We start from the raw sequence: 11,550 nt of genomic DNA on the forward strand, positions 1-11,550 counted from the left end.
GACAATCTGCAATCGGGGGCAATCCGTGATTGAAAAAATCATGAATCGGCTGGAGGAGGGGATGATCATTCTCCTCCTGTCCGGCATGACGCTGCTCACCTTTGCGCAGGTGGTGGCGCGCTATGTATTCAATTCCGGCTTTGTCTGGGCGCTGGAAGTCACCACCTACATGTTCGCCTGGCTGGTACTGGTCGGCATTTCCTACGGCGTGAAAGTCGGTTTCCACATCGGCATCGATGCCGTGGTGAAGCTGATGTCGCCGCGGGTTCAACGCCTGATCGGCCTGCTCGCCAGTCTGCTTTGCCTGCTTTATGCGGGCATCCTCCTGATCGGCAGTTATCGTTACGTCGACACCATGCATATGCTTGGCGTCGAGGCCGAGGATATCGCTCTGGAACGCTGGCTGCTGGCGATTATCCTGCCAATTGGCTTCGCTCTTCTCGGCTGGCGCCTGATGCAGGCGGCATGGCGCATCCTGCGCGGCCAGCAGACCGAACTGCTGGGTGACGAAGCAGCCGAAGTGCTGCGTGCTCACGCGGCTGAATACGAAGCCGAGCGGGTGGCCAAACTGAAGGCAAACGACGGGAGCAGCGGCCAATGACTACGCTTTTCCTGTTTGTCGCCCTGTTCGTGTTCATGGCGCTCGGCATTCCGATCAGCATTGCGCTCGGCTTGTCGAGTGTTCTGACGATCCTGCTGTTCGCTCAGGATTCCCTGGCGTCGCTGGCGCTGAAGTTCTTTTCCACGATGGAATTGTACACGCTGCTGGCCATCCCGTTTTTCATTCTGGCCGGCGCCTTCATGACTACCGGGGGCGTTGCCCGCCGCATGATCGACTTTGCGATCAGCTGTGTGGGACACACCTATGGTGGCCTTGCCATTGCGTCTGTTATGGCCTGCATGCTGTTTGCTGCGGTGTCGGGCAGTTCGCCGGCGACGGTGGTGGCCGTCGGATCCATCGTGATCGCGGGGATGGTGCGTACCGGCTACAGTAAGGAATATGCGGCGGGTGTGATCTGCAATGCGGGAACGCTGGGAATCCTGATTCCGCCATCCATTGTGATGGTCGTCTATGGCGCAGCAACGGAGACTTCGGTTGGTCGCCTGTTCATGGCTGGCGTGGTCCCCGGGATTCTGCTCGGCCTGATGCTGATCGCCGCGGTTTACATCTCTGCCCGGAAACTGGATCTGCCGCGCCAGCCGCGTGCCAGCTGGGCGGAGCGACTGCGCACCGCGCGCGACGCCAGTTGGGGGCTGATGCTGATCGTCATCATCCTGGGAGGTATCTACGGCGGCATCTTCACGCCGACCGAGGCGGCCGCCGTCGCCGCCGTCTATGCCTTTGTAATTGCCGTCTTTGTGTACAAAGACATGTCGCTGCCTCGTGTGCCGCATGTGGTGCTGGAGGCCGGCAAGACCACGGTGATGCTGATGTTCATCATCTGCAACGCCTTCCTGTTCGCTCATGTGCTGACCACCGAACGTATTCCGCAGGCGATCACCGAGACCATTCTCGTCTGGGGGCTTGAACCCTGGGCCTTCCTGATTGTCGTCAACATCCTGCTGCTGATCGCCGGCAACTTTATGGAGCCATCGGCCATCATCCTGATCCTGGCCCCCATCCTGTTCCCGATCGCGGTAGAACTCGGCATCGACCCTGTACATCTCGGTATCATCATGGTGGTGAATATGGAGATCGGCATGATCACGCCGCCGGTCGGACTGAATCTGTTCGTCACCTCCGGGATCACGGGTATGCCGATCATGCAGGTGGTGCGGGCAGCTCTGCCGTGGCTTTCCATTTTGCTGGTCTTCCTGATCATCGTCACATATGTGCCGGCCATATCCATGTGGCTGCCGGATCTGTTGTTCGGCCCTGCCGGAAAATAAGCCGGCGGTCAGGGATTCCAGGGGGTTTTGCTTTACCTCAGCGCCCCCTATATCCTGACGGCATGGACAGCGATGAACGTCTGCCGACCAAGTCTTCGGGCAAGGAAGTAGAAGCCTTCCTGCGTCAGGCGGCTTTGGCCCCCAAAGCCAGCCTCGCCGCGAATGGCCGCGGCCGGCTGGTTTTCGCCATGGATGCCACCGCAAGCCGCCGCGCCACCTGGGATGAAGCCCAGCGCATCCAGGCCGATATGTTCCGCACCACGGCGGCCCTGGGCGGGCTCAATATCCAGCTCGTGTTCTTCCGCGGTCTGGGCGAGTGCAAGGCGTCAGGCTGGGTTTCGGAAGCCAATCTCATGCTGCGCCTGATGCGCCAGGTGGAATGCGTCGGCGGTCATACCCAGATCGAGCGCGTGCTGAAACATACTCTGGCCGAGGCGCGTGAGGACAAAGTCAATGCGCTGGTCTATGTCGGCGACTGCCTGGAAGAAAGCCCCGACGACGTTGCCATGCGCGCGGGCGAACTCGGCCTGCTCGGCGTGCCGATCTTTGCCTTCCAGGAGGGCGAAGAACCGCGGGCGAAGGCCTGCTTCCAGGAAATGGCCCGGTTGACCCGCGGCGCCCACTGCAGCTTCGACGCTTCCAGTGCCGCCACCTTGCGCGAGTTGCTGTCGGCCGTTGCGGTTTATGCTGCCGGTGGATACAGGGCATTGGAGAATTTTGCCGCCGGCTCCGGACGTGAAGTGCGTGCCCTGATCGGGCAGATGCGATAGTTCCGATGGCTGCCTTTTTCGCTCTTGGTATCGTTGGCCTCATCCTGCTTCTGCTGGGCGCCCGGGGCTTTCTCAAGGCCGATCCCAAATTTCTTGCAAAGGTTCTCAAGATTGCCGTTGCCGTCATCTGCGGCGGTCTTGCCGTGCTTTTGCTTGTCCGCGGTCGCATCGACGCGGCATTGATGCTCGGTGCCGTAGCCGCGGCGGCACTGGGGTATCTGCCGCGCAGCCTGCTGCCGTTCAATCTCGGCAGCCTGTTCGGCGGTCGCGGCCTGGGCAGTGGCTGGCAGCGCGCCCGCACCGGCAATGACGATCTCGACGGACGCAGCGGCGCCGGCGGCCAGCAGTCCAACGTCGAGACTGCCTGGCTGCGCATGCAACTCGATCACGCCACCGGTCGCATGGATGGTGATGTTCTGCAGGGGCGTCATGCCGGTCGGCGGCTGTCGTCGCTCAGTTTTGAAGAGTTGATCCTGTTGCTGCGCGATTGCCAGAGCCACGACAATCAGGCCGCTGCTTTGCTGGAAGCCTATCTGGATCGCAGCATCGGTGAAGACTGGCGCGAGCGGGCGACGCAGGGCAATGCGGGTGAGACGGCATCGCCGACAGAAAACGGCTCGATGACGCGTGAACAGGCGTGGGATGTGCTCGGACTGCAAGCGGGCGCGCCAGATGCGGAGATACGCACGGCGCATCGACGGCTGATGAAGAAATTCCACCCCGACCAGGGTGGCTCAACTTATCTGGCCGCGCAGATCAACCGCGCGAAGGATCTGTTGCTGGGGGAATGATCAGCGCAGTTGCGTGCGCCAGTCGGCCGGCAGCTCGATCACCATGGCCTCGCCGCTTGCCTTGCTGTAACGGCACAGCAGATGCGCCGGCGCCTGTTTCATATGCGGCTGCGGCCACATGCCGCCGACCAACACCAGAACCACGTCACCCAGATCGACCGGCTGGGCCAGTGCCGCCGCATCCAGCAGCCCGCTGACTGCGGAGCATTGCCGGCCGGCTTCGGCGAACAGTTCCTGCCAGGCTTCCGGAGTCGAAGCTGCGACGGTCCCGGCGCAGGCCAGCATGGTGGTGAGAGCGGTAAGGGAGTGGCGCATGGAGTGTGCAGTTTCAGTTGGCAGACACTGCTAACGTCATTGCAGCGATACAATTCCATCATTCCTGCGCCGGGGATGCCCGATTAAGCTTCGTTATCGCCATCCGGATCTAATTCATGCCCACCGCCGACAATCAAGCCACCGTCCAGCGTCAGCTGGACGCCTACAACGCCAAAGACATCGACGCCTTCATGGCCTGCTGGGTGGCGGATGCGAAAATCTACGCGCATCCTGATACGCTGCTGGCCGATGGCGCGGCGGCGATCCGCGCACGGCATGAGGCACGCTTCCGGGAAACGAATCTGTTTGGACGTCTGATCCAGCGCATGAGTGCGGGGAATACCGTGGTGGACCGCGAAGTGGTGACGCGGACCTTCCCGGAGGGGGTGGGGCAGGTGGACGTCATCGCCATCTATGAACTGGCCGGCGGAAAGATTACCCGGGCCTGGTTTGTGATGGGGGAGCCCATACTGGGGGCGGCGACTAAGGGTGGGGATCAGGAAAATGGTGCCGGATGAGGGGATTGAACCCCCGACCTTCGGTTTACAAAACCGCTGCTCTACCGCTGAGCTAATCCGGCATCGTCTGGTTCGGGGCCTGTTTACGTGACCGGCCGCCGTCCGGCAAGGCGGCGGGACCATCCGGGCAGGCGATTCTGACCATCCCGGCGGTTACGCTGCCGGTGCCGGGAGGCAGGTGCCAATCTCCGCGGCGGCAGATTTCAGCCGGTCGAGATGCTGGTCCACCATTTGCTCCCGCGTGGTGGCTCCTGCCGCCCAGGACAGGCTGAGACTGGCCAGAACCCGTCTACCCTGCATCACGGGAACAGCGATGGCCCCGGCCCGGCTGCGATCGGTGTAGCCCCAGCGACCGTAGCCAGCTTCGCGTACCGCATAGCCTCGCGCCCGGTCTTTGGCGAGATCGGCCAGCACGGTCGACGGATTGCGTGCGGCGTGGTCGTAAGGGTCGTTCGACCTGCTCAGGCGCATCAGGATCGCCCGCCGTTCGGCCGCGGGGCTGAATGCCAGATAGATGCGCCCCATCGCGCTCATCAGCATATGGACGCGGAAACCGATCCGGTCCCGATTCACCATGAACGGGGTCTGATGTCGGCTGCTTTCCAGAATCTCCATGGCGCCCTCCTTGTAGACAGCGAGATCCGAGGGCCAGATCACGTCACGGCACAACCGGTCCAGTACCGGCGCAGCCAGTTCGGCAATAGCATCTTCCTCGCCGAGATTCTGGCCAAAAAACCGCACACTGGCGCTGACGCGGTAGCGCCCGTCGCTGGCTGAACGGCGGGCGATGCCACCTTCCTCCAGGGTTTTCAGAATGCGCAGCAATGTCGGCTTCGCCAGGCCGGTATCCTGGTGCAGTTCCTGCAGGCTGGCGCTGCGATGATGATGCAGGGCCTTGAATACCTCCAGGCCACGAGCCAATGCCCGTACCGATTTGACCCTGGTCTGCAAATCGCGCCTCCCGTTCCGTGAGTGTTACACCAGGTGAAACTTCGGCGGAAGGCTGTTCTGCTTCAGCGGCGACCCGGTTCACACTTCCCCATACGCCGCGCAAGACGGCCGCATAGGGAGGACAGGACCATGATCAGTCGCCGATCCATGATGGCATATACAGCTGCCGCCGCGGCCGCGACATCGGTCTCAGGGCGAGCCATAGCCCAGATCGGGGCGCAGCCGACGCGGATCATCTTCCCGTTCACCGCCGGAGGCTCGGGAGACGCCCTGGCGCGTCTGCTGGCCGAACGGCTGCATGCCGGCACCGATCAGCCGGTCATTGTCGAGAACCGGGCAGGGGCTGCCGGGCGGATTGGCGTGCAGGCGGCGAAGTCGGCGACGCCTGATGGCAAAACCCTGCTGCTGACTCCGATCGCGCCGGTCGTTGTTTACCAGAATGTCTATTCCAACCTGGGCTACGACCCGGTGACGGATCTGATGCCGGTGTCGCAGGTTGCGACGATGGAATTCGCCCTTGCTGTGGCGAACAACATCAACGTGACGTCGATGAAAGAGCTGATGACCTGGATCAAGGCCAATCCATCGCAGGCGAATTACGGCACGCCGGGCGCCGGCACGCTGCCGCATTTCTTCATGGTGCTGTTCGGCAAGGCGGCCGGCCTCGATCTGCAGCATGTTTCGTACAAGGGCTCGGCCGGCGCAGTGGCCGATCTCGCCGGTGGACAGGTGCCGATGGTGCTCACCACTGTGCCGGACGTGTTGAGTCTTCACAAAGCCAGCAAGATTCGCGTCATCGCGGTCTCGGGCGGGAAACGCTCAACCTTCATGCCTGAAGTGCCGACCTTCGTCGAGAGTGGCTATCAGATCAAGGGCGACTCCTGGTATGCCGTTTATGCCCCTGCCGGTACGCCGGCCGACATGGTGGAACGCTACAGCAAGATCATGGCCGATGGGCTCAAGACACCGGAAATGATGCAGGCGGTCAATGCGATCGGCCTGGTGCCTACTGGCACTACTCCGGCAGCACTGCGCGACATTCAGAAACGCGATACGGCTTTCTGGGCGCCTGCGGTTGCAGCTTCGGGCTTCAAACCGGAAAACTGAACAAGGCGGTTTGATTCCACCTGTGTGAGAGTGCGTAACGATGGCCGGCCTGCGTAATATCCTTTTCATCATGGCCGATCAGCTGCGGGCCGACTACCTGTCCTGCGCCGGCCATTCCACGCTGCAGACGCCGCATATCGACGGGCTGGCAAAGCGCGGCGTGCTGTTCGACCGTGCCTATTGCCAGGCACCGGTCTGCGGCCCGTCGCGCATGTCCTTCTACACGGGCCGTTACATGACCAGTCATGGCGCGACCTATAACGGCGTGCCGCTGCGCGCCACCGAACTGACGATGGGCGACTATCTGCGCCCGCTCGGCTACCGCGTTGCCCTGGTCGGGAAGACTCACATGAAAAGCGATGACGAAGGGTTGCGGCGTCTCGGCATCGATCCGCAGTCTTCGCTGGGCGTGCTGGTTTCCGAATGCGGCTTCGAACCCTTTGAGCGCGACGATGGTTTGCATCCGAACCAGTTGTTGGATCCGGATCTGGCCTACAATGCCTGGCTGCGCGTGAAGGGGTATGTCTCGGAGAATCCCTGGCACGATTACGCCAACGCGGGCGAGGGGCCGGGCGGTGAAATCCTGAGCGGCTGGTATATGCGGAATGCAAATCTGCCGGCGCGGATTCGTGAAGAAGATTCCGAAACGCCGTACATGACGGATCGTGCAATCGATTTCATCCGTGATGCCGGCGAGCAGCCCTGGTGCCTGCATCTCAGCTACATCAAGCCGCACTGGCCCTATATCGCTCCGGCACCGTATCACAACATGTACAGCCCGGAAGATGTGCAGCCGGTGCGCAAGCACGATGCGGAGCGCCACGACCCGCATCCCGTCGTAGCGGCCTTCATGCAACACGAGGAGTCGGTCAATTTCAGCCGCGACGATGTCCGCGATACCGTGGTTCCGACCTATATGGGACTGGTGAAGCAACTGGACGATCATCTCGGTCGCCTGTTCGCCTTCCTGGAGCAGTCCGGCCGCATGAAGGATACGCTGATCGTGCTGACCAGCGACCATGGCGATTATCTTGGCGATCACTGGCTCGGCGAGAAGGAGCTGTTTCACGAGGAAAGCGTGCGCATCCCGATGATCGTCTATCATCCCGATGCCGCGGCCGATGCGACACGCGGCAAGATCGACCATGCTTTCGTCGAGGCCATCGATCTGGTGCCGACATTCCTGGAGGCGGCCGGCGGGGCGCCGCAGCCGCATCGGCTGGAAGGCGTTTCGCTGCTGCCGCGCCTGTTCGGCCGGGCGACGCAGCAATGGCGCGAGGCTGTATTCAGCGAATGCGATTACGCCTTCCGCCCGGCGCGCCAGACTCTGGGCCTGCCGCCGGATCGCGCCAGGGCCTACATGATCCGCACCGACCGCTGGAAATACATCGCCTATGAGGGCTTCCGGCCGCAGCTCTTCGACCTGCAGGAAGATCCGGAGGAGTATCGCGATCTCGGTGACAGCGCTGCCCATGCCTCCGTGTGCGAGGAGTTGGCGGCACAGCTGTTCGAATGGCTCCGACGGCGCCGTATCCGCACCACGTTGTCTGACGCCGATGTGGAGCGGCGGACCGGGACGGCCAAAGCCCGCGGCATGCTGTTTGGCGTGTGGTAAGGGGCTGACGGGCAGGAAAGGGCGACTTTCCGCCGGATTGGCTTCTGTATATTCCCCGCGCAAGGCACTTGATAATCACTCGCAAGAGAGCTAAAACTGCCTCTGCGAATGATTTGCAAACCTAGTCTGCCTTGAAAGATGGGATGCCGCGTGTCGATGCGTGAGTTTGCCGGGGCCGAAAGCAGGGTTGAGCCGGGTTCGTCGGGTCACTGGCCGACCAGCATCCAGGAACTCAGCGAAGGCGAGCATCTGGTCCTTTGGGCCTTTCGCCGCTGGGTTTCGGGCCGCGAGCATCTGCCGATGCTGGCCCGCGAATTCGACCGCCAGTTCCGTCAGTCCGAAGCCCGCCCGGCGTTGATCGCGCTCGATGCCGCGCTGGTTGGCCTGACGCGCCATGCCCGCCGCACCATCGCCTATCATCAGCCCTGCTGTGCCTGTCTCGGTGCGGATGAGGTCTGTCTGATCTCCATCGTTGCCGCCTTGCAGAACGGCGCCACCGCGGCCGCCCGCGCCATGGCGCAATGGCTGGTGCGCAGCGATGGCGTCGAGGGCTTTACGACGGCGCTCAACGACTTCGCCGATTATCTCAACAGCAGCGGCCACGATCTGCCGTACCGCACGCGCCCGCAGAACGGCAGCCGCCTGGCCCGGCCGGCGGCGATGCTGGTGCACTGAGGCAAGGCCGCGATGTATATCTGCCTCTGCCATGGCTTCACCGACGGCGACGTACGCAACGCGATCGGCCATGGCTGCAAATCCGTCGCCGCCGTCTATCGCCATCTCGCCGACCGTCCGCAATGCGGCAAGTGCGTGCCCGAAGTGCGCTGCATGCTACATGAACATCGCGAGGCGCAGCATGGCGCCGCAGCACATATTCCTGCCGGCGCGCTGGCAGCGATGGAAGGGGCCGACTGATGAGCGACAGCAGCACGTTCGAACTTGCACTGTTTGCGGCAGCCAGCCTTGGCATTGTGCTGTCGACGCGCATCGTATTGCGCATGATGCGCAGTCGCGCAACGATTGCGAGGATGTCGCACAGAATCTGAGTTAAATCGCTGTTTCTTTGCGACTAACTCCCAATTTCACGCATTTTCCTTGAGCCTCCAACAGGCCGGGCGTAAGCCTCCCTGCATGCAGCGCGCTCGTCAGCGAGTCGCGATTCTTTTCAGCATGAGGAGCCTGCCCCATGAAAGGCGACAAGAAAGTCATCCAGCATCTCAATACCGTGCTGAAGAATGAACTGACCGCAATCAATCAGTATTTCCTGCATGCGCGCATGTGGAAGAGCTGGGGCTTCGAGCGCCTCGGCCATCACGAATACAAAGAATCGATCGAAGAGATGAAGCACGCCGACAAGATCATCGAGCGCATGTTGCTGCTGGAAGGGATTCCGAATCTGCAGGATCTCGGCAAGCTGAAGATCGGCGAGACGGTTCCCGAAGGCTTGCAGGCCAATCTGGAACTTGAGCGCAAGGGCCGCAGCGATCTGATCAATGCCATCGCGCATTGCGAGAGCGTGCAGGACTATGTAAGCCGCGACACGCTGCGCGATATCCTGCGCGACACCGAAGAGCATATCGATCATCTTGAGACCCAGCTGGGTCTGGTCGACAAGGTCGGTGTGCAGAATTACCTGCAGTCGCAGATGGGCGACGGCTCGCCATCGTAACACAACGCCGCTGTCATGCCCGGACTTGATCCGGGCATCCCATTTCCGATCTGGTGAAAATTAAATGGGATCCTCGGGCCAGGCCCGAGGATGACAATAAGAAAGACGGTGTGCGCTCAGACGCGCACGCATTCATACAGTGCGACAGTAGCAGCTGCCGACACATTCAGGCTCTCCACCGCGCCGGTCATCGGCAGCTTGGCCAGGAAGTCGCACTTCTCACGCGTCAGCCGGCGCAGGCCTTCATCTTCCGCGCCCAGCACCAGCGCCACGCGACGGATGTCGTGCACCGCTTCAGCCAGGCTCTTGTCGGTTTCCATCTCGAGGCCGACGCGCCAGAATCCGTATTCAGCCAGCAGGTCGAGGGCGCGTGCCAGATTGGTGACGCGGATCAGCGGCACGATTTCCAGCCCGCCACTGGCGGCCTTGGCCAGCGCGCCAGTGGCTTCCGGCGCATGGCGGTCAGTCACGATCACGGCGCGTGCGCCGAAGGCGGCAGCCGAGCGCAGGATGGCGCCGACATTGCGCGGGTCGGTCACGTGATCGAGCAGCAGCACGACTTCACGCGGCGCGTCTTCGTCCTGCGGCTCCTTCAGGGATTCGACGCCGGGATCCTCCAGCGGATCGGTCAGCATCGCGATGCCCTGATGCACCGCACCGGGCGGCAGCAGGCTGTCGAGCTTCATCCGGTCGACGGTCTCGGGCTGGGCGCTCAGACGGGGCAGGCGGTCGCCCAGTGCCTCGCGGGTTTCGCGAGTGATCAGGATGCGGCGGATCAGGCGTTCGTCATTGTCCAGCGCGGCCGTGACGGCATGGATGCCGTAGAGCCAGACCGGCAGATCGCCGCGGGTTTCGCGGCTGCGGGAGGAAAACTGGTCGCCGCCGTGACGTCGGCCGCCGCCAATGGCGCCGCCATGGCGTTCGGCGCGGTCACGTTCCTGGTTCCAGTCATCGCGCTGAGGGCGTTCCGACCGTTCTTCGGACTGGCCTTCATACCGGCGGGGCGCCTCGCGATTCCTGTCTTCGCGGCGGTCGCCCTGGGGACGTTTGCCGGTCGGCCGGCCACCCTCCGGGCGACCGCCTTCGGCGCGAGCCTCGCCGCGGCCCGGTTTCCCCTGCGAACCGTAGGGCCGAAGTTTGCTTCCCGGCTTGCTGCCGGGTTTGCCTGCCGGCTTTCCGGCAGCAGAATGGCCGCCCGGCTTGCCGCCGGGATGACTCCCTGGACGATTCGGGCGCTGGTCGCGGGAGGAGTGGGCGCCGTGGCCACCTGAGGTGGCGGAACGGGCGGGTTTCCGGGCATCCGGCTTGCGTCTGGACATGGCGCCCCTTATAGTTCGGCCCGTCAGAAGCAACAACATTGCCGCCGACCCTAAAAGTTCGGGAGCGGGGGGCGATGGTGGTGCTTTTGTCGCGTTTATCCATTGACGTACGGATATCCCTTCAGTAATTGGGGGGCCCGGTCGGAGGGGTGCCCGAGTGGCTAAAGGGGACGGACTGTAAATCCGTTGGCGCACGCCTACGCTGGTTCGAATCCAGCCCCCTCCACCATATCTCCGGGCCAGTCGGAAAATGCCTATGGCATCAACGGCTTGGCGGGAAGTCTTGAGGAGTAACGCGAAGCGGCGGGTGTAGCTCAGTGGTAGAGCCCCAGCCTTCCAAGCTGGTTGCGAGGGTTCGATTCCCTTCACCCGCTCCAGCTTGTTGGGCGGACTTGCTGAGAGTAGAGCGAGGTCTGCCCGCGGCAGACGGTTTGACGAACGGCGCTTCGAAGAGCGCGGCGCAGACCGGATGCCACAGTCAACCCACCGGGGTTCCGTGAGGAGCTTCGGCAAAGAAATTGGTCGGACAACAGGATAGAGCGATGAGCAAGGCAAAGTTTGAGCGTAACAAGCCGCACTGCAACATTGGCACGATTGGCCACGTT

General features: G+C 62.5%; 14 protein-coding genes and 3 tRNA genes. 13 read left to right on the forward strand and 4 right to left on the reverse strand.

Going from position 1 to position 11,550, the window contains the following annotated elements:
* Nucleotides 1–61 precede the first annotated feature (61 nt).
* The 4 genes from CTR53_RS18380 (at nt 62) to CTR53_RS18395 (ending at nt 3,451) form a co-directional block, all read left to right on the forward strand.
* On the forward strand, nt 62–601 hold the full coding sequence (locus CTR53_RS18380) for a TRAP transporter small permease (protein ID WP_290816932.1): 540 nt from the start codon (nt 62–64) through the stop codon (nt 599–601).
* Nucleotides 598–1,890, forward strand: a complete 1,293-nt coding sequence (locus CTR53_RS18385; RefSeq protein ID WP_290816934.1) for a TRAP transporter large permease — start codon at nt 598–600, stop codon at nt 1,888–1,890. The genes CTR53_RS18380 and CTR53_RS18385 overlap by 4 nt, the downstream gene beginning before the upstream one ends.
* Nucleotides 1,891–1,952: 62 nt before the next feature.
* On the forward strand, nt 1,953–2,660 hold the full coding sequence (locus CTR53_RS18390; protein WP_290816937.1) for a VWA domain-containing protein: 708 nt from the start codon (nt 1,953–1,955) through the stop codon (nt 2,658–2,660).
* Nucleotides 2,661–2,665: 5 nt separating this feature from the next.
* On the forward strand, nt 2,666–3,451 hold the full coding sequence (locus CTR53_RS18395) for a DnaJ domain-containing protein (RefSeq protein ID WP_290816940.1): 786 nt from the start codon (nt 2,666–2,668) through the stop codon (nt 3,449–3,451).
* Here the strand turns inward: CTR53_RS18395 and CTR53_RS18400 are convergent, their stop codons facing one another.
* Complete coding sequence (locus CTR53_RS18400; RefSeq protein WP_290816943.1) at nt 3,452–3,766, reverse strand: hypothetical protein; 315 nt, start codon at nt 3,764–3,766, stop codon at nt 3,452–3,454.
* Nucleotides 3,767–3,882: 116 nt separating this feature from the next.
* On the opposite strand from CTR53_RS18400, the gene CTR53_RS18405 reads away from it, so the two are divergent.
* Nucleotides 3,883–4,284, forward strand: a complete 402-nt coding sequence (locus tag CTR53_RS18405) for a nuclear transport factor 2 family protein (RefSeq protein ID WP_290816945.1) — start codon at nt 3,883–3,885, stop codon at nt 4,282–4,284.
* On the opposite strand, the gene CTR53_RS18410 is transcribed toward CTR53_RS18405, so the two are convergent.
* Together CTR53_RS18410 and CTR53_RS18415 are read right to left on the reverse strand one after the other, a co-directional pair.
* Nucleotides 4,272–4,346, reverse strand: a tRNA-Thr gene (locus tag CTR53_RS18410). The two genes, CTR53_RS18405 and CTR53_RS18410, sit on opposite strands and share 13 nt — an antisense overlap.
* Before the next feature lie 91 nt (nt 4,347–4,437).
* Nucleotides 4,438–5,235, reverse strand: coding sequence for a helix-turn-helix domain-containing protein (locus CTR53_RS18415; RefSeq protein WP_290816947.1), 798 nt, complete (start codon nt 5,233–5,235; stop codon nt 4,438–4,440).
* Nucleotides 5,236–5,382: 147 nt separating this feature from the next.
* Here CTR53_RS18415 and CTR53_RS18420 point away from each other — a divergent pair, with 147 nt between their 5' ends.
* The 6 genes from CTR53_RS18420 (at nt 5,383) to bfr (ending at nt 9,626) form a co-directional block, all read left to right on the forward strand.
* Nucleotides 5,383–6,342 (forward strand): Bug family tripartite tricarboxylate transporter substrate binding protein, encoded by a 960-nt coding sequence (locus tag CTR53_RS18420; RefSeq protein ID WP_290816949.1) that lies wholly within the window; start codon nt 5,383–5,385, stop codon nt 6,340–6,342.
* 40 nt (nt 6,343–6,382) lie between these two features.
* Nucleotides 6,383–7,957 (forward strand): alkaline phosphatase family protein, encoded by a 1,575-nt coding sequence (locus CTR53_RS18425; protein WP_290816952.1) that lies wholly within the window; start codon nt 6,383–6,385, stop codon nt 7,955–7,957.
* Nucleotides 7,958–8,107: 150 nt separating this feature from the next.
* Complete coding sequence (locus CTR53_RS18430; protein WP_290816954.1) at nt 8,108–8,632, forward strand: hypothetical protein; 525 nt, start codon at nt 8,108–8,110, stop codon at nt 8,630–8,632.
* A gap of 12 nt (nt 8,633–8,644) precedes the next feature.
* Entirely contained in the window at nt 8,645–8,872 is a 228-nt protein-coding gene (locus tag CTR53_RS18435) for a (2Fe-2S)-binding protein (protein WP_290816956.1), read from the forward strand.
* The gene (locus tag CTR53_RS18440) at nt 8,872–9,003 is read left to right on the forward strand and encodes a hypothetical protein (RefSeq protein ID WP_290816958.1); all 132 of its coding nucleotides are present in this window, start codon (nt 8,872–8,874) and stop codon (nt 9,001–9,003) included. The genes CTR53_RS18435 and CTR53_RS18440 overlap by 1 nt, the downstream gene beginning before the upstream one ends.
* Before the next feature lie 140 nt (nt 9,004–9,143).
* Nucleotides 9,144–9,626: a bacterioferritin gene (bfr, locus tag CTR53_RS18445; protein WP_290816961.1), complete on the forward strand. Its 483-nt coding sequence runs from the start codon at nt 9,144–9,146 to the stop codon at nt 9,624–9,626.
* 116 nt (nt 9,627–9,742) lie between these two features.
* On the opposite strand, the gene rlmB is transcribed toward bfr, so the two are convergent.
* Complete coding sequence (rlmB, locus tag CTR53_RS18450) at nt 9,743–10,945, reverse strand: 23S rRNA (guanosine(2251)-2'-O)-methyltransferase RlmB (RefSeq protein WP_290816963.1); 1,203 nt, start codon at nt 10,943–10,945, stop codon at nt 9,743–9,745.
* A 143-nt stretch (nt 10,946–11,088) separates the two neighbouring features.
* On the opposite strand from rlmB, the gene CTR53_RS18455 reads away from it, so the two are divergent.
* A tRNA-Tyr gene (locus CTR53_RS18455) sits at nt 11,089–11,174 on the forward strand.
* A 74-nt stretch (nt 11,175–11,248) separates the two neighbouring features.
* A tRNA-Gly gene (locus tag CTR53_RS18460) sits at nt 11,249–11,322 on the forward strand.
* The last annotated feature ends 228 nt before the right edge of the window (nt 11,323–11,550 follow it).

This window comes from Ferrovibrio sp., from assembly GCF_002796975.1.
GTDB lineage: Bacteria > Pseudomonadota > Alphaproteobacteria > Ferrovibrionales > Ferrovibrionaceae > Ferrovibrio.